The organism is Pseudomonas sp. UBA5568 (assembly GCF_002425525.1).
Lineage (GTDB): Bacteria > Pseudomonadota > Gammaproteobacteria > Pseudomonadales > Pseudomonadaceae > Aquipseudomonas > Aquipseudomonas fulva.
Map to the genome: position 1 here is coordinate 14,050 of NZ_DIMK01000021.1, position 16,880 is coordinate 30,929.

14 protein-coding genes are annotated in these 16,880 nt (G+C 63.2%); 2 read left to right on the top strand and 12 right to left on the bottom strand.

What is annotated here, in order from left to right; all coding sequences use genetic code 11:
- Positions 1–193 precede the first annotated feature (193 nt).
- The gene (gene estP, locus B2S33_RS06245; RefSeq protein ID WP_288650069.1) at positions 194–2,074 is read left to right on the top strand and encodes an esterase EstP; all 1,881 of its coding nucleotides are present in this window, start codon (positions 194–196) and stop codon (positions 2,072–2,074) included.
- Positions 2,075–2,319: 245 nt separating this feature from the next.
- Here estP and trpE read toward each other — a convergent pair whose 3' ends face one another.
- The 9 genes from trpE to B2S33_RS06290 all read right to left on the bottom strand — a co-directional run bounded on the left by trpE (position 2,320) and on the right by B2S33_RS06290 (position 13,181).
- Complete coding sequence (gene trpE / locus B2S33_RS06250; protein ID WP_206405148.1) at positions 2,320–3,801, bottom strand: anthranilate synthase component I; 1,482 nt, start codon at positions 3,799–3,801, stop codon at positions 2,320–2,322.
- Positions 3,802–3,870: 69 nt separating this feature from the next.
- Complete coding sequence (locus tag B2S33_RS06255) at positions 3,871–4,689, bottom strand: phosphoglycolate phosphatase (RefSeq protein ID WP_049695351.1); 819 nt, start codon at positions 4,687–4,689, stop codon at positions 3,871–3,873.
- Positions 4,686–5,360, bottom strand: coding sequence for a ribulose-phosphate 3-epimerase (gene rpe, locus B2S33_RS06260; RefSeq protein WP_110607516.1), 675 nt, complete (start codon positions 5,358–5,360; stop codon positions 4,686–4,688). Before rpe ends, B2S33_RS06255 begins: the two co-directional genes overlap by 4 nt.
- 154 nt (positions 5,361–5,514) lie before the next feature.
- A complete protein-coding gene (locus B2S33_RS06265; protein WP_023532438.1) occupies positions 5,515–6,342 on the bottom strand; it encodes an ABC transporter permease in 828 nt (275 codons plus the stop codon).
- 11 nt (positions 6,343–6,353) lie between these two features.
- Positions 6,354–7,601, bottom strand: a complete 1,248-nt coding sequence (locus tag B2S33_RS06270; RefSeq protein WP_288650070.1) for an ABC transporter permease — start codon at positions 7,599–7,601, stop codon at positions 6,354–6,356.
- Between the two features lie 60 nt (positions 7,602–7,661).
- Entirely contained in the window at positions 7,662–8,696 is a 1,035-nt protein-coding gene (locus tag B2S33_RS06275; protein WP_023532618.1) for an ABC transporter substrate-binding protein, read from the bottom strand.
- Positions 8,697–8,736: 40 nt separating this feature from the next.
- Positions 8,737–9,861, bottom strand: a complete 1,125-nt coding sequence (locus B2S33_RS06280) for an ABC transporter ATP-binding protein (RefSeq protein WP_027913638.1) — start codon at positions 9,859–9,861, stop codon at positions 8,737–8,739.
- A 291-nt stretch (positions 9,862–10,152) separates the two neighbouring features.
- The gene (locus B2S33_RS06285) at positions 10,153–10,782 is read right to left on the bottom strand and encodes a response regulator (RefSeq protein WP_058603047.1); all 630 of its coding nucleotides are present in this window, start codon (positions 10,780–10,782) and stop codon (positions 10,153–10,155) included.
- Complete coding sequence (locus tag B2S33_RS06290) at positions 10,779–13,181, bottom strand: PAS domain-containing sensor histidine kinase (RefSeq protein ID WP_242809894.1); 2,403 nt, start codon at positions 13,179–13,181, stop codon at positions 10,779–10,781. Before B2S33_RS06290 ends, B2S33_RS06285 begins: the two co-directional genes overlap by 4 nt.
- A gap of 95 nt (positions 13,182–13,276) precedes the next feature.
- Between B2S33_RS06290 and B2S33_RS06295 the strand changes: the two genes are divergently transcribed.
- The gene (locus tag B2S33_RS06295) at positions 13,277–14,275 is read left to right on the top strand and encodes an alpha/beta hydrolase family protein (RefSeq protein WP_125921847.1); all 999 of its coding nucleotides are present in this window, start codon (positions 13,277–13,279) and stop codon (positions 14,273–14,275) included.
- A 42-nt stretch (positions 14,276–14,317) separates the two neighbouring features.
- Here the strand turns inward: B2S33_RS06295 and B2S33_RS06300 are convergent, their stop codons facing one another.
- From B2S33_RS06300 to B2S33_RS06310, 3 genes are read right to left on the bottom strand one after another with little or no spacing between them, the layout of a single operon-like run.
- The gene (locus B2S33_RS06300) at positions 14,318–15,085 is read right to left on the bottom strand and encodes a TerB family tellurite resistance protein (RefSeq protein ID WP_088523754.1); all 768 of its coding nucleotides are present in this window, start codon (positions 15,083–15,085) and stop codon (positions 14,318–14,320) included.
- 1 nt (position 15,086) lies between these two features.
- Positions 15,087–15,758 (bottom strand): N-acetylmuramate alpha-1-phosphate uridylyltransferase MurU, encoded by a 672-nt coding sequence (gene murU / locus B2S33_RS06305; protein ID WP_197874349.1) that lies wholly within the window; start codon positions 15,756–15,758, stop codon positions 15,087–15,089.
- Complete coding sequence (locus tag B2S33_RS06310) at positions 15,755–16,774, bottom strand: aminoglycoside phosphotransferase family protein (RefSeq protein WP_027913632.1); 1,020 nt, start codon at positions 16,772–16,774, stop codon at positions 15,755–15,757. The genes murU and B2S33_RS06310 overlap by 4 nt, the downstream gene beginning before the upstream one ends.
- Positions 16,775–16,880 lie beyond the last annotated feature (106 nt).

Genomic DNA, 16,880 nt, shown 5'->3' on the forward strand with positions numbered 1-16,880 from the left:
GCGCATCAAGAGTTTGCTGACGATCAACACAGGGTAGGTCTCGCTCATACGTCTCGGCACAGTAGCCTACCGGGGCGACGGGCGCAATATGCCCGTAAACACTGGGAAACGAATGGCATCAGGTGCGATGCACGCCGTTTTGCTAAGGTCGATGAGGTTGTCCTGATAAAAACAAAGAAAAGGATGTTTATCGATGCTCAACGTACCGTTATTGCGCGTCACCGCCGCCTCCCTGGCATTGGCCTGCGGCCAGGCATTCGCATCCCCTGACCCATACGCTTCATTGATCGTGTTCGGTGACAGCCTGAGCGACGCCGGCCAGTTCGCAGGCCTTCGCTTCACCAACCGCAACGCCGATGGCAGCTATGCACCGGTGTCGCCGATGATCCTGGGCGCTCGCCTGGGCTTGGACGCCAATGCGCTTGGGCCTTCCACATCGCCAGTCAATGCGGCGCTGGGCCTGCCCGATGGTAACAACTGGGCGGTTGGGGGCTATACCACTCGGCAGATCCTGGACTCCATCACCACCACCTCCAGCACGGTCATCCCACCCGGGCGCCCGGGCGCGGGTCTGGTGCTTCGGGAAAAACCTGGCTATCTGGCCACCGGCCTTCGCGCCGATCCCAATGCACTGTATTACGTGACAGGCGGCGGCAACGACTTCCTGCAGGGCCTGGTCAACAGCCCAGCCGACGCCGTGGCTGCCGGCGCACGCCTGGCCGCCAGTGCTCAGGCCCTGCAACAGGGTGGTGCCCGCTACATCATGGTCTGGCTGTTGCCCGATCTTGGCCAGACGCCCAACTTCAGCGGTACGCCACAGCAAAATCCTCTGTCATTGCTGTCCGGTGCCTTCAACCAGGCACTGGTCAGTCAGCTCAGGCAAATCGACGCTCAGGTCATCCCCTTGAATGTTCCGCTATTGCTGAGCGAGGCCCTCGCCAATCCCGCTCAGTTCGGGCTGGCCAGCGACCAGAACCTGGTCGGTACGTGCTACAGCGGCGAAAGCTGCGTCGGCAACCCGGTGTACGGCGCCAATGGCAGCACGCCAGACCCTACGAAGTTATTGTTCAACGACGCCGTGCACCCGACCATTGCTGGCCAGCAACTGATCGCCGATTACGCCTATTCCGTTCTGGCCGCCCCTTGGGAGCTCACCCTGCTGCCCGAAATGGCCCACGCCAGCGTTAGAGCTCATCAGGATGAACTGCGCAACCAATGGCAGGCCCCGTGGCAAGCTGTTGGTCAATGGCAGCCTTTCATCGCCGCTGGTGCGCAAAACCTGGACTTCGGCGGGCAACGCAGCGCCGCCAGTGGTGACGGCCACGGTTACAACCTGACCGTCGGCGGTAGCTACCGGGTTGACGGTGCCTGGCGGCTGGGGCTGGCTGGCGGCGTGTACCGGCAGAAGCTGGAAGTGGGCAGCCATGATTCGGACTACACACTCGACAGCTACCTGGCCAGTGCCTTCGCGCAGTACCGTCAGAACCACTGGTGGGCAGATGCGGCATTGACCGTCGGGCACCTGGATTATGACGATCTGAAACGCACCTTCGCGCTGGGGGTGAGCGAGCGTAGTGAAAAAGGCGATACCCAGGGCGAGACATGGGCCGTGTCTGGCCGACTGGGCTATAACCTGGCGCCGGACAGTGCCCGCTGGCAGCTGGCGCCATTCCTGAGCGCCGACTATGCCAGGGTCAAGGTCGATGGCTATGACGAAAGAAGTGGTCGTGCGACCGCGCTGGGGTTCGATGACCAGGAGCGCACGTCACGACGGCTGGGCCTGGGCCTGCTGGGTAGCGTGCAGGTATTGCCTGCTACCCGTGTATTTGGCGAGGTGGCCCGTGAGCACGAGTTCGAGCATGACGAGCAGGACGTACGCCTGAAATTCACCGCTCTGCCGGACAATGATTTCACGCTCGACGGGTATACCCCCCATAGCAACCTGACCCGAGCCAGCGTTGGGGTCAGTCATGAAGTGGTGGCAGGCGTGAATGTGCGTGCCGGGTACAACTGGCGCAAGAGCGATGAGCTCAAGCAACAAGGCGTGAGCCTCGGCATTAGCGTGGACTTCTAGCAGAGGACCAGCCCTGATCAACACTTGACGCTTATCGAAATCCTGAGGCTGCTGTGGCGCCTGTCGAGGCCACTCATGGACCGTTCTGTAGAAGCGGTCTTGTCGGGGCGACTGACCGGCCGCGACGGGCTGCGCAGCAGACCCAGCATGTCAGCTTCGCAGCACAACTTGTCGGGGCCGGTCCGGCGCCCCGACAAGGCCGCGCCTACAAGGGCATGGGCTGCGATATCTCAAGCGACTGCCACCTACCGCGAAGTGGTCTGTTCGGCCAATGCCACCGCGCGGAACATGGCCCGACGCTTGTTGATGGTTTCTTCCCACTCCAGCGCTGGCACCGAGTCGGCGACAATGCCACCGCCGGCCTGTACGTGCAGCTCTCCATCCTTGATCACAGCGGTACGGATGGCGATTGCCGTGTCCATGTTGCCGTTCCAGGCGAAATACCCCACTGCACCGCCATAAACCCCGCGTTTGACCGGCTCCAGCTCATCGATGATCTCCATCGCACGGATCTTGGGCGCGCCGGACAGCGTACCGGCAGGCAAAATGGCACGCAGTGCGTCCATCGCCGTCAACCCTTCGCGCAACTGGCCGGTGACGTTGGAAACGATGTGCATGACGTTGGAATAACGCTCGATCACCATCTTCTCGGTCAGGCGCACGCTGCCTGTCGACGATACGCGGCCGACATCGTTGCGCCCCAGGTCGATGAGCATCAGGTGCTCTGCAATTTCCTTGTCATCCGACAGCAAGTCGTCTTCCAGCGCGCGGTCGGCCTCCTCCGTTGCTCCGCGTGGGCGAGTACCGGCAATGGGGCGCACCGTGACCAGGTTGTCCTCGACCCGCACCAGCACTTCAGGGGAGCTGCCGACGACGTGAAAGTCCCCAAAGTTGAAGAAATACATGTACGGCGTCGGGTTGAAGCAACGCAAGGCGCGATAAAGGTCGATGGGTGCTGCCTTGAAGTCGATGGACATGCGCTGCGACGGCACCACCTGCATGCAATCCCCAGCCAGGATGTATTCCTTGATACGGCCGACGGCATGCTCATAGTCATCGCGCGTATAGCTCGACCGGAATGCAGGCTCGGCGGCCTGAGGCCCGCTCAGGTCCAGCCCGCGGCGTGGCGTAATGGGCTGGCGAAGCGTTTCGAGCAGGCTTTGCAGGCGCGCCTGGCCCTGCTCGTAAGCGTGTTCCTGAGCAGGGTCCACCAGCACGATGGCGTGCATCTTGCCAGCCAGGTTGTCGAACACCACCACGGCATCCGAGACCATCAGGAGGATGTCCGGCACCCCTAGCGGGTCCGGATTGGGGCTCGCGCCCAGACGCTTCTCCACGTAGCGCACGCAGTCATAACCGAAATAGCCGACCAGTCCACCGTTGAAGCGCGGCAGCCCGGGAACGTCGGCCACGTTGTAGCGCTGCTTGAAGGTTTCGACGAACGCCATGGGGTCCTCGACGTCATGGCTTTCGACCTCGACACCATCCTGCAGGATGGTCACGTGGTAGCCATGGACGCGCAGCACGGTCCGCGACGGCAAACCAATCATCGAATACCGCCCCCATTTCTCGCCGCCCTGCACCGACTCGAGCAGGTAGGAGTTGGGCTGGTCAGCCAGTTTCAGGTAAATCGACAGGGGCGTATCGAAGTCGGCCAGGGTCTCGCAGGCCAGGGGGATGCGGTTATAGCCGGCAGCGGCCAGGCGCAGGAATTCTTCGCGGATCATGAGTAGCCTCGTGGCAAACAGCGTTGGTTCGGGCAAACGGATGGGCCGGCATGCGCCGGCAGGCAGGCGTCAGGCGCGCCAACGCCATCGGGCCAGGGCCTTGATGACTTTCATCCAGAATTTGCCAGTAACCGCCACGTTGGACCCTTTTTGGTCTGAGGCTTGAAGGTCCGCCAACGTTATCCCAGTGGCAGGGTCTACGCAACCGGGCAACAAAGCCCGCAGGTCATCGATCACGAGGCTGGGCGACTCTTCTTCGATAGGCCGCCCATGATTGTAGCCATAGGTCAGCCCAACGCATTGCACGCCAGCTGCCTTGGCTGCCAGCACATCGCTACGCGAATCGCCGACGAACAACGCTTGCTGCGGCGTCACGCCGGCCATCTGCATCACGAACAGCAACGCTGCTGGGTCCGGTTTCTTCTGCGCCAGGGTGTCTCCGCCGATGATCCAGCGGAAATAGCTGCCCAGCTTCATCTGGTCCAGCAAAGGCCCCACGAAGCGCTCCGGCTTGTTGGTGATCAAGGCCATTTCCACGCCCCGCTTGCGCAGCCAGCGCAAGGTGTCCTGCACACCTGGGTACACGACCGTCAGGTCGTGGCTTTCGGCGTAGGCGTCCATGAACAGCGCCAAGGCCTGCTCGGCCAGGGCATCGTCCACTCCAGCGTGATCGATGTCACCCGCCAGCGCACGACGTACCAGCACCTGCGCGCCATTGCCTACCCAGTGGCGCACGGCATCGAGGCCCGCGGCGGGTCGGCCGAGTTCGAGCAGCATGCGGTCCACCGCTGCGGCCAGGTCCGGGACGGAGTCGACCAAGGTGCCATCCAGGTCGAACATCACCAGCCTGGGCAGCGCTCCTGGGAACAGCTGCTCGAAGCCGCTCATGGGCGGGCCTGTGCCAGTTCGCTGCGCATCTGGGCAATGACCTGCTGGTAGTCAGGGGCGTTGAAGATCGCCGACCCCGCCACGAACGTATCGGCACCGGCGGCGGCGATCTCGCGGATGTTGTTCACGTTGACGCCACCGTCGATTTCCAGACGAATGTCGCGGCCGCTGGCGTCGATCAGCGCGCGCGCTTCACGTAGCTTGTCGAGCGTGCCCGGAATGAACTTCTGACCACCGAAGCCTGGGTTGACGCTCATCAGCAGCACCATGTCGACCTTGTCCATCACGTATTTCAGGACGTCCAGACTGGTGGCCGGGTTGAACACCAGGCCGGCCTTGCAGCCGCCGTCCTTGATCAGTTGCAACGAACGGTCGATGTGCTGGGTCGCTTCGGGATGGAAGGTGATGTAGGTGGCGCCGGCCTCGATGAAGTCGCCGATGATGCGGTCAACAGGGCTGACCATCAGGTGCACGTCGATCGGTGCGGTCACGCCGTACTTGCGCAGTGCGGCGCAGACCATGGGACCAATGGTCAGGTTGGGTACGTAGTGGTTGTCCATCACGTCGAAGTGGACGATATCGGCGCCTGCGGCCAGGACATTATCGACTTCCTCGCCCAGGCGGGCGAAGTCGGCGGAAAGAATGGAGGGAGCAATAGCGTAGGGCTGCATGGCGCACCTGTTGGGCAGAATCACGGTGGCGCGCATTGTAACTCAGGCAACGGGGTGAAGGCTGATTGGTATCAACGCGTGGCGAGCAGCGGTTGCAACAGGCGCTGGCTTGTCTGCCGCCACAAGGGCTGACAAGCCAGCGCAGACAGCGCTGTCAGGCCGGTTGCTGGGTCCGCAGCTTCTCGCTGCGCCCCCGCAGCCATTCCAGGGTCAGCAGCAGCACCACCGAAAAACCGATCAGCAGGGTTGCCGCAGCCGCGATGGTCGGGCTCAGGTTCTCGCGAATGCCACTGAACATCTGCCGTGGCAGGGTCGCCTGCTCTGGCCCGGCCAGGAACAAGGTCACCACCACCTCGTCGAAGGATGTGGCGAACGCAAACAAGGCCCCGGAAATCACCCCTGGTGCGATCAGCGGCAAGGTCACCCTGCGAAACGCCAGCAGCGGCGAAGCACCCAGGCTGGCAGCCGCGCGCACCAGGTTGTAGTTGAAGCCTTGCAGCGTCGCCGACACGGTGATGATGACAAACGGGACACCCAACACCGCGTGCACCAGAATCAACGAGGTGAAACTGTTGCCAAGGCCCAGAGGCGCGAAGAACAGGTAGCTGGCCACGCCAATGATCACCACCGGCACCACCATCGGTGATATCACCAGGGCCATTACCAGGGACTTGCCGGGGAAATCACCGCGGGTCAGCCCGATGGCCGCCAGCGTTCCGAAGACCATGGCCAGCACGGTCGCCGCCGGAGCTACGATGATGCTGTTCTTCAAGGCCCGCATCCACTCGGCCGAGCCGAAGAAGTCCTGATACCACTGCAGCGAGAAGCCTTGCAGGGGGTAGACCAGGAAGCTGCCGCTGTTGAACGACAGGGGCACGATCACCAGCACCGGCAAGATCAGAAACAGCAATATCAGGCCGCAGAGAATGCGCAGGCTGTAGAACCAGACCCGCTCGATGGGCGACATGTAAGGGCTCAGCATGACAAGGCTCCTCAGCTCAGGCGCAGGCGGCTGGCGCCGACCAGCCAGCTATAGATCAGGTACAGCAGCACGGTGGCCAGCAGCAGTAGACCGCCCAGCGCGGTGGCCATGCCCCAGTTGATGCTGGTGTTGGTGTAGAACGCCACGAAATAACTGACCATCTGGTCGTTCGGGCTGCCAAGCAGCGCCGGGGTGATGTAGTAGCCGATGGCCAGAATGAACACCAGCAAGCACCCTGCCCCTACCCCGGCATAGGTCTGCGGGAAGTACACCCGCCAGAAGCTCGCGAAGGGATGGCAGCCCAGCGAGATGGCCGCGCGCATGTAGCTCGGGGAGATGCCTTTCATCACGCTGTACAACGGCAGGATCATGAACGGCAGCAGGATGTGCACCATCGAGATGTACACGCCGGTACGGTTGAAGACCAGCTCCAGCGGCTGATCGATGATGCCCATGGCCATCAGCGCGCTGTTGATCAGCCCGCCTGACTGCAGCAGCACGATCCAGGCTGCCACCCGTACCAGAATCGAGGTCCAGAAGGGCAGCAAAACCAGGATCATCAACAGGTTGCTCTGGCGTGTCGGCAGGTTGGCCAGCAGGTAAGCCAGCGGATAGGCCAGCACCAGGCAGATGGCGGTGATCACCACGCCCATCCACAGGGTGCGGGTGAAAATGTCCAGGTAGATGGCCTGGTCCGGCGTGGCCTTGGCCAACTCGCCCAGGTCGTCGATGCGGTGGTCCAGCGACGCCAGCAGGTAGAAGGGTGTCAGGGTACTGGCATTGCGGCGAATCGCCTGCCAATAGGCGGGGTCGCCCCAGCGCTCGTCCAGCGCCTGCAAGCCGTCCTTGTAGGAGGCAGGCTCGGTCTTGAAGGGCAGCGCCCGCGCGGTCTTGGCCAACAGGCTGCGGTAGCCGGCCAGCTCCATGTTCAAGCGCTTGGACAGGTCACCCAGGGTCTGGTTCTTGCGCGATTCGGCCAAGTCCTGGCTCAACGCCTGGTAGACGTCCTCGCCCGGCAAGCCCTTGCCATCCCACTGTGTAATGATATCGACCGTGCGCGGCAAGCCGGCGACCACTTCCGGGTTACCGACGCTCTTGTACAACAGGGCTGCGATCGGCACCAGAAACACCAGCAGCAAAAACAGCGCCAGGGGCGCGATCAGCGCCTGGGCCTTCCAGCGGTTGACCCGCTCGGCGTGTTTAAGGCGCTGTTTGAGATTGGGACCGGCGCCTTCGTTGAGGGGCACTGCAATGGCCATGGCGAACTCCACGATACACACTGAAAGAGGGGCCGCAGCGCAGCCCCTTGCACTGGACGTTTACTTCTTCGCCGCCCAGGCGTTGAAACGTTGCTCCAGCTGCTCGCTGTTGTCCGCCCAGAACGCCACGTCGATCTGCACCTGGTTGGCGATGTTCTCAGGCGTGGTCGGCATGTCTTTCTTGACCTCTTCGGACAGCAGGTCGACCGCCTTGCTGTTGGCCGGGCCATAGGCGATGTTTTCGGAATAGATCTTCTGCTGTTCAGGCTGCACGCTGAAGGCGATGAATTTTTTCGCCTCGTCGCTGTTCTTGGCGCCCTTGGGAATGGCCCAGGCATCGAAGTCATAGATGCCGCCGTTCCACACCACCTTCAGGTTGCTCTCCTTCTGCACCGCAGCGATGCGCCCGTTGTAGGCCGAACTCATGACCACGTCGCCCGAGGCAAGGTACTGCGGCGGCTGGGCGCCGGCTTCCCACCACTGGATGCTCGGCTTGAGCTGGTCGAGCTTCTTGAAGGCGCGGTCCACGCCCTCTTTGGTGCCCAGCACCTTGTACACGTCCTTGGGCGCCACACCATCGGCCATCAAAGCGAATTCCAGGGTGTACTTAGCACCTTTGCGCAGGCCGCGTTTGCCTGGGAATTTCTCGGTGTCCCAGAAATCAGCCCAGCTGCTCGGGGCGGTCTTGAGCTTGTCGGCGTTGTAGGCCAGCACCGTCGACCAAACGAAGAAGCCGACACCACAAGGCTGAATCGCGCCTGGCACGTAGTCGGCCTCATTGCCAAACAGCGCAGGATCGAGCTCTTCGAACATGCCCTCGTCGCAGCCTCGGGCCAGTTCGGGTGATTCCACCTCCACCAGGTTCCAGGAGACGCTCTTGGTGTCGACCATGGCCTTGACCTTGGCCATTTCACCGTTGTACTCACCGGCGACGATCTTGCCTTTGCCGGCCTTTTCCCACGGCTCGTAGAACGCCTTGACCTGGGCGGCCTTGTTGGCGCCGCCGAACGAGACCACGGTCAGGTCCGCAGCCATGCTCTGGCCAGCGGCGAACAGCCCCAGGGCCAGGGCGGTCAGTTTCAACTGCTTGCGCATTATTATTCTCTCCACAGTTCAGGGTTGGTGCTGCAAACCATCAATGGGCTTCGGTGATCGGATCCAGTGCACGGGCGTGTTCCACTTCCCAACCCAGTGGCACCACATCGCCTACGGCCAAGGCCGGGTCGAGTTCGGCGATGGGCTGCTTCACGAAGAAGTCGGCCTTGCCACACACCTCCAGGCGGACGCGCACGTGGTCGCCCAGGTAGATGAATTCGGCCACACGGCCGGAAAAGCGGTTGGCGCAGTGCTCACTGTGGCCGTTGAGCCGTACCCGCTCCGGGCGGATCGACAGAGTCACCGCTTCGCCTGGCTGGCCCACGTTGACCGCCAAGGCTTCGACCCGCTCGCCGCGCGCCAGCTGCACCTGGCAGCGGTTACCGTCATGGCTCAGCAAGGTGCCGTTGAGGCGGTTGTTCTCACCGATGAAGTTGGCGACGAACGTGTTGCTGGGTGCTTCATACAAGGTGCGCGGATCGGCGATCTGCTGAATTTCCCCTTGGTGGAACACCGCCACCCGATCGGACATGGTCAGCGCTTCGCCCTGGTCGTGGGTCACGTACACCACGGTCACGCCCAGGCGCTGGTGGATGTGCTTGATCTCCATCTGCATGTGTTCGCGCAGTTGCTTGTCCAGCGCGCCCAGTGGCTCGTCCATCAACACCAACTGCGGCTCGAACACCAGCGCCCGCGCCAGGGCCACGCGCTGTTGCTGCCCACCGGACAATTGGCCCGGATAGCGCTTGGCGAAGCTGTCGAGCTGAACCATGTTCAATACCCGTTTGACTCGCTCGGTGATATCGGTCTTGCTCAGGTTGCGCACGGTCAGCGGAAAGGCGAGGTTCTCGGCCACGGTCATGTGCGGGAACAAGGCGTAGTTCTGGAACACCATGCCGATATCGCGCTTGTGCGGGGGCACATTGTTGATGGAGCGACCGGCCAGCTGAATCTCCCCGGCTGTGGGGGTTTCGAAGCCGGCCAGCATCATCAGGCTGGTGGTCTTGCCGGACCCGGAAGGCCCTAGCAGGGTGAGGAACTCGCCCTTGCGGATGTCGAGGTTGAGGTTCTTGACGATCAGCGACTCGCCGTCGTAGCTCTTCTGCACACCACGGAAGCTGACCAGCGTTTCGCCGGTGGCAGCGTTCGACTTCGCCTCGCTCATGCCTGCACCTTATTGTTGGATGACTGCGTGAGGCAAAGCGTAGAAGAGCCGCATCCCCCCGGAAATCGGGCGCCCAGAGAGAATGCCATCGTCCGGATGGAAGATTTGTTGTAGGGAACGCCCTACAAGCATGGCGCTTTCAGAACACAAGCCCACACAGTTTGAGGCGTTCGACCGTCAGTCCTTGAGCGCACGACCGCGCCCATGCAAGCGCCGGCGCTGCGTGCGTGCCGGCAGCCTTGGTCTACGCACCGGCTCACGACAGCGATGGCACGGCCCTGAATGTCGCAATCAGATCAGCTTGTGCTCCATCGCATACTTGACCAGCTCGGCCAGCGAATTCACTTTCAGCTTCTGCATCAAGCGCGCCTTGTGGGTGCTGATGGTCTTGCTCGATAACGCCAGTTGCTGGGCGATGTCATTGACGTTGGCGCCCTGGGCCAGGCGTTCGAACACCGAAAATTCTCGTTCCGACAGCAAGGTGTGCAACGGCCTGGATTCGGTCAGGCCCACTTCGAAGACCATGCGGTCGGCCAGCGCCGGATCGATGTAACGCCCGCCCCCAGCTACCCGACGTATCGCCGCCAGCAACAAGGCCGGGTCGCTGTCCTTGGTCGCGTACCCAGCCGCGCCGGCCTTCAGGGCGCGGGCCGCCATCTGCGCCTCATCGTGCATCGACAGCATCAGGATCGCAGGCGCATCGTGCAGGGCACGGATGCGCGGGATCGCTTCCAGGCCACTCACGCCCGGCATAGAAATATCCAGCAGCACCACGTCACACCGGGTGTGCCGCAGGCTATCGAGCAACTGCTCGCCGTTTGCGGCTTCCCCTACCACCTGCATGTCCTTCGCCAGCCCGATCAACTGCTTGATCCCCTCCCGGACAATGGTGTGGTCCTCGGCCACCAGCACTCGAATCACGTTCGCTCCTCCTGCTCCAGGGCAATGGCTACGCTCAAGCGCGTGCCGTCGCCGGGCTCACTGTGCAGCACCATGCTGCCGCCCATCATCAATACCCGCTCGCGCATCCCGACCAGGCCAAAGGAGCTGGGGCGCGGCTGGTCGGGGCAGAAACCCTGCCCGTCATCACTGACCGTCATGCGCAAATGCCCGGCCTCGCGCACCAGCTCGATTTCCACGCTGTGCGCCTGGGCGTGGCGCATCACATTGGTGAGCGCTTCCTGAAGGATACGGAAAAGGCCCGTTGCCCGGGCGTCGCTCAATGCCGGCAGCTGGTCAGGAACCTGCACCAGGCAAGGAATCTGGGTGCGCGCCTCGAAGCGTCGGGCTTGCCACTCGATGGCCGAGGCAATCCCCGCATCCAGAATGGGCGGGCGCAGCGCGGTGGCGACATCGCGTACCAGCTGAAACAGCTGGCTGATCAGGCGCTTCATGGTCGTCAGCCGCTCATTGAGGCCGGGGTCCAGTTCGGCAAAGGCCAGTTCGCACATGGACACTTCGAGTTTGAGCACGGTCAGCATCTGGCCCAGCTCATCGTGCACCTCGCGGGCGATTCGGGCTTTTTCCTCCTCGCGCACGCTTTCCAGGTGCGCCGAAAGTTCGCGCAGTTGCTCCTGGGAACGGGCCAGGGCCTGCTCGGCGCGCTTGCCCTGGGTGATGTCCCAGACCACCCCATCCCAGACCAGTTGGCCATTACCCAGGCGCCGGGTGCTGGCCTTGATGTCGGCCCAGCGTTGCTCGCCCTGACGCGTCAGGATGCGCCCCTGCCAGGCCCAGTCCTGCTCATTGGCCAGCGCCAGGTCCTGCACCCGGTGATAATCGGCGCGGTCGTCGGGGTGCACCAGGTTGCGCAGCCCCATCTGTGGGTGCTGGATCTCGCCAGGCGTATAACCCACCAATGCCTCACTCCCCTCGCTGACATAGGGAAATTCAAGCCCCTTTTCAGCCGGGTCCCGCTCCAGGCGAAACACCAACCCTGGCACGTTGCCAGCGATTCCCTTGAGGCGTGCCTCGCTTTCGCGCAAGGCAGCCGTGGCGCGATGGCGCTCGGTGACATCAGCCATGTACACCACCAGGTATTCCGCATCGCGAAATCGCAGGAAACTCAATGACAGCTCCACCGGCAGCAGGCAACCGTCAGCACGCAGGCATCGGGTTTCGAACTGCCCGGCACCGCTGTCGCCTGAACGCGCGCCTTTCCACAGGTCCAGCCAGCGTTCCATGCTCAGCGAGGGTTCGAAGTCTCCCAAAGGCCTTTCCAGCAAGGCGCCTTCGCCATAGCCCAGCATGCGCTCAGCGGCCGGGTTGGCATAGCGCACATGGCTGTCCCAATTGACCCACAGAATACCCACGGTGCTCTGATCGATGGCGAACTGACTCAGGCGCGAGGCTTCATCGCGCGCATGCCGCTCTACCAGTCGCTCGCGGGTGGCCAACAGGCTGCGCTCCAGCTGACTCTGCTGGCGGCGCTGCCATACCAAGGTGATCAATGCGCAGATCAGCAACAACCCCAGCAACAAGGCCAGGTTTTGCCAGAACCCTGGCGACTCGCTGATCCTGGAATACCTGGGCTGCAACCAGCGCTGATGCAGCTGTTCCAGTTCCTTGGCCGGCAATGCCTGCAAGCCACGCTCCAACACCTCGGCCAACCGTGGCCAGTCTGGCCGAGAACCCATGCGCAGCAGTTGCGGCAGGCCGATATCCCCCACGACCGCCAGTTCGCTGAACTCGCTTTCACGGGACAGGCGACTCAGTTGGGCCTCGTCCAGGACGGCATAGCTGGCCTGCCCTCCGACCACCAGTTGCAAGGCTTCACGGTCGTTCGGCACTCCCTGCAGGTTCAGGTTGCCGTAGTTGGCACGCAGGTAGTTGGCCAGTGCCCCTGGCATGCGCACGGCCACGCGCTGGGCTGCGTCCAGTTTCTCCAGCTCAACGCCCAGCGCCGCGTTGCGTGGCCCAACGATCAGCTGCGGCACGCGCATGTAGGGGTCGCTGAACAACCACAGGCGCAACGTGGCCGGTGTCTGAGTCAAGCCTGGTGCGAAGTCGATCTCCCCTGCCTGCAAGGCCCGTTCGAGACTGGCCTGGTCTGGATAATGGCGCCACGTGAGGTCCAGATGCAGCACCTTGGCCAAGCTGCTCACCAGCTCCACGTTAGCGCCGTACAGTTGCTGCAGGCGGCGGTCGAACTGGGCATAGGGGGCTTGCAGTACCAACCCAACGCGCAGGCTGCGGTGGCTGTCGAGCCACTGTTGCTGCGTCGGCTCCAGCGCGACCTCTGGCACCGCCTCAGGCCTTGCCACGGCCATCAGCGGCAGCCACAGGCAGCCGATCATCAACAGGCGATGCAATCGCTTCATCTACACGTTCGTCCACACAGGGGCGGCCATCGACCGTGGCCGTAACGGGCAAATACCATTACGCTGCCGGTATCATTCTTGCCTTGGGTTGAGACATGTTCACACTCTATCGCACGACGCTGGCAATGTGCTGCCTGGTCTCGCTCCTTCCTGTGGCTGCGCTGGCTGACGACGCACCGGCGACCCCGCCTGAGAAAGCGCCGGCAGCCACCGAAGCTGCGCCCTCGCGCCCGCCCCTGATCGAGCGCAGCCAGGAGGACGCCCAGGCACTCGAACGCCGCGTGCCCAAGGCCGAGCAGCAAACCCTGCAAGCCGGTACTGACAGTTTCCTTGCGTTGTGGAAGGCCGCCAACGACAGCGACCCACAGGGCGCGGTGATCATCGTGCCGGGTGCTGGCGAAACGGCAGACTGGCCCAACGCCGTGGGCCCGCTGCGCCAGAAATTTCCGGATGTGGGCTGGCACAGCCTGAGCGTGAGCCTGCCTGACCTGCTGCTCGACAGCCCATTGGCACGTGTGGAAACCAAGCCTGCCACCGCGCCTGCTCAGGCCGATGGGCAAACGGCGCCTGCCAAGGACGAACCTGCCGACGCCAACGCCAACGTGGCGCAAGCCACCGCTGCCGAGCCCGAAGCGGCTCAAGGCACCGACGCCGAAGCCGCCAGCCAGCAGGCCGACCCTGCCGATGCCGAGCGCATTTTCGCCCGCCTGGACGCCGCCGTCGCGTTCGCCCAGCAACACAATGCTCGCAATATCGTGTTGATCGGTCATGGCAGCGGCGCCTACTGGGCAGCCCGTTACCTGAGCGAAAAGCAGCCGCCAGAGGTGCAGAAGCTGGTCATGGTGGCCGCCCAGACCCCTGCCCGCGTCGAGCATGACCTGGAAAGCCTGACGCCTACCCTGAAAGTGCCCACGGCCGACATCTACTACGTGACCCGCAGCGCAGACCGCAACGCTGCGATGCAGCGCCTGCAGGCCAGCAAGCGGCAGAAAGACAGTCAATACCGCCAGTTGTCCCTGATCGCCATGCCGGGCAATCAGGCCGCCGACCAGGAACAGTTGTTTCGTCGCGTGCGGGGCTGGATGCAGCCCTGATTTCGCAGGCAGGGCAGGATCACTGCCGGCGCTCGGTGCCGGCTAGAGATCCCGGCGCTTACGGATCAGCGCGTAGGCCTGGTGCAGCTCGCGAGTTCGCTCGGTGGCTTCGCGCAGCTGCGCCTCGCTGGCGCCAGTGCCGGCTAGCTTGTCCGGGTGATGACGACTGACCAGTCGGCGATAAGCCTGTTTGACAAGTGCGCCGTCGGTATCGGTGTCCACGCCAAGCAGGCGCATCGCTGCCGCATAGGTCATGCCGACCCCTGCCATGCCAGCCGTTCGACGAGGTTCGTACTCCTGGGACATGGCCTGCACCTGGCGCCGGCTCATGCCCAGTTTGTGTCCCCAGTCCAGCAGCAGCTCACGCTCCTTGTTGCCCATCTTGCCGTCGGCCCAGACCATGCGCCAGCTGGCGCGCAAGGTGCCTTCGGCCGCATGGGGCTGCTGGCGGATCCGGCGCAGATAGCTGCCCAACCGTTCCTTGCCACCCTTGCCCCGATTGAAAGCATCGATCGCCCGCAACCTGGCCGCTTCATCCAGGTTCAGCCGGGCCATTTCCTGCCGAGCCTGCTGGATATGTTGCTCGACCACACGCCCATCGCTTTTGGCCAGGCGCCCCAGCAGCACAAACAGCAATTCTTCGTCCCTTGGCGCCGGGCGCCCGCCCAACCGCTCGCGCACATCGTCCCAGCCTTGCAGGCGCAGGTGACGGTCCATCATCTGCCCCAGCAGTGCACCGAGCAGGGCACCCGGAATGCTGGCGATGGCAAACCCTGCCCCAGTCCCGATCAACGTGCCTGGCCACCACATCTCAGCGCTGCTCGCCCAGCAGACGCTCGGCCTCGGCCAGGCGCTCGACGGTACCCACATCGACCCAGTGCCCGGCAAAATGCTCACCGCTCACCTGGCCGCTGGCCATGGCCTGGCGCAGCAAGGGCGCCAACTTGAAGGCGCCAGGTGTGCAGCCTTCGAACAACGCCGGATGCAATACCGAGATACCGCTGAAGGTCAACGTGCCGGGTGCACCGTCCCCATCGACCACCTGAGTGCCGGCCAGGCGAAAATCGCCTTGGCCGTGATGCCCGGGGTTGTCCACCAGCACCAGGTGGGCCAACCCTTGCAGCGGCGCCTGTAGATGGGAGAAATCGTACTCGGTCCAGATGTCACCGTTGATCAGCAGGAACGGCGCATCTCCCAGCAAGGGCAAGGCCTTGAAAATACCGCCTGCGGTCTCCAGCGGCTCGCCTTCCGGGGAATAGGCGATACGCAGGCCGTAACGGCTGCCATCGCCAAGGTGGTCCTCGATCTGCTGACCCAGCCAGGCGTGGTTGATCACCACGTCGGTGACCCCTGTCGCCGCAAGCGCCATCAGGTGGTATTCGATCAGCGGGCGCCCCGCCAGCGGTATCAGCGGCTTGGGCGTGTGCAGGGTCAGCGGGCGCATGCGCTCGCCTTTGCCTGCTGCCAGAATCATCGCCTTCATGCACGCGCTCCTGCTTGCAGGCCAGCGATCAGCTCGCCCAGCTCGGCAAGCTCCGGCCGCCGGCCGATCACTTCTTCTATATAGGCGAAGAAGCGCGGTACGTCGGCCAGATAACGCGGTTTGCCATCACGGTGGCAGATACGGGCGAAGATACCGATCACCTTCAGGTGGCGCTGTACCCCCATCAAGTCGCTGGCACGCTGGAAGGCTTCGAACGTGGCCTGCACTGGAACACCGGCGGCCTTGGCCTTGTGCCAGTAGTCGTGCAGCCAACCTTCGACCCTCGCTTGCGGCCAACTGAGGAACGCATCTTTGAACAGGCAGGTGATGTCGTAGGTGACCGGGCCGTAAACGGCATCCTGGAAATCCAGCACGCCGGGGTTAGGGTCGCTCTGCATCAGGTTGCGCGGCATGAAATCGCGGTGTACCAGCACCTGTGGCTGGGCCAGGGCGCTGTCGATCAGCAACTGGCTGCATCGCTGCCACGCCGCTGCCTGCGCCTCGTCGAACGCCAGGCCAAGCGCATGCTTCACGTACCACTGGGGGAACAGTTCCACCTCCCGGCGCAGCAGTGCTTCGTCATAGCGGGGCAACGGTGCATCCATGGGCAGCGCCTGCAAGGCCAGCAGGGCATCGATGGCATCGGCGAACAGGGCATCGGCATTGTCGGCGTCGATGACATCCAGGTAGGTCTGGCGGCCCAGGTCGCCCAGCAACAGGAAACCGCGTTCAAGGTCCTGGCCATGGATCAGCGGCACATGCACACCACCACCGGCAAGCAGATGATCGATGGCGACGAACGGTCGGCAATCTTCCTGTGGCGGCGGTGCATCCATGATCACGAAACTGTGCCCTGCGCCTTCCCAGCGAAAATAACGGCGAAAGCTCGCATCGCTGCTGGCAGGCGTCAGGCTGCCGGCCGGCACCGGGCCCCAGGCCTGGCGCAGGAAAAGGTCTTGGAGTTGCTGGTCGAGCCACGCGGACAGTTGCTGCAGGCGTACATCGTGTTCAGGCATTACAAGGGTCTCCGACGGCCCTAGCCGTCAAGCGGGTCATGCTTTATTATCCAGCATCTTTTTCAGACCATCGAGAGGCGTGCGGCCCCACACGCGGGCAGATGGC

What these genes read in the sequence shown, in the direction of transcription:
- estP (WP_288650069.1), top strand. Translation starts at nt 194, where the DNA reads ATGCTCAACGTACCGTTATTGCGCGTCACCGCCGCCTCCCTGGCATTG.
- trpE (WP_206405148.1), bottom strand. Translation starts at nt 3,801, where the DNA reads ATGATCCGCGAAGAATTCCTGCGCCTGGCCGCTGCCGGCTATAACCGC.
- B2S33_RS06255 (WP_049695351.1), bottom strand. Translation starts at nt 4,689, where the DNA reads ATGAGCGGCTTCGAGCAGCTGTTCCCAGGAGCGCTGCCCAGGCTGGTG.
- rpe (WP_110607516.1), bottom strand. Translation starts at nt 5,360, where the DNA reads ATGCAGCCCTACGCTATTGCTCCCTCCATTCTTTCCGCCGACTTCGCC.
- B2S33_RS06265 (WP_023532438.1), bottom strand. Translation starts at nt 6,342, where the DNA reads ATGCTGAGCCCTTACATGTCGCCCATCGAGCGGGTCTGGTTCTACAGC.
- B2S33_RS06270 (WP_288650070.1), bottom strand. Translation starts at nt 7,601, where the DNA reads ATGGCCATTGCAGTGCCCCTCAACGAAGGCGCCGGTCCCAATCTCAAA.
- B2S33_RS06275 (WP_023532618.1), bottom strand. Translation starts at nt 8,696, where the DNA reads ATGCGCAAGCAGTTGAAACTGACCGCCCTGGCCCTGGGGCTGTTCGCC.
- B2S33_RS06280 (WP_027913638.1), bottom strand. Translation starts at nt 9,861, where the DNA reads ATGAGCGAGGCGAAGTCGAACGCTGCCACCGGCGAAACGCTGGTCAGC.
- B2S33_RS06290 (WP_242809894.1), bottom strand. Translation starts at nt 13,181, where the DNA reads ATGAAGCGATTGCATCGCCTGTTGATGATCGGCTGCCTGTGGCTGCCG.
- B2S33_RS06295 (WP_125921847.1), top strand. Translation starts at nt 13,277, where the DNA reads ATGTTCACACTCTATCGCACGACGCTGGCAATGTGCTGCCTGGTCTCG.
- B2S33_RS06300 (WP_088523754.1), bottom strand. Translation starts at nt 15,085, where the DNA reads ATGTGGTGGCCAGGCACGTTGATCGGGACTGGGGCAGGGTTTGCCATC.
- murU (WP_197874349.1), bottom strand. Translation starts at nt 15,758, where the DNA reads ATGAAGGCGATGATTCTGGCAGCAGGCAAAGGCGAGCGCATGCGCCCG.
- B2S33_RS06310 (WP_027913632.1), bottom strand. Translation starts at nt 16,774, where the DNA reads ATGCCTGAACACGATGTACGCCTGCAGCAACTGTCCGCGTGGCTCGAC.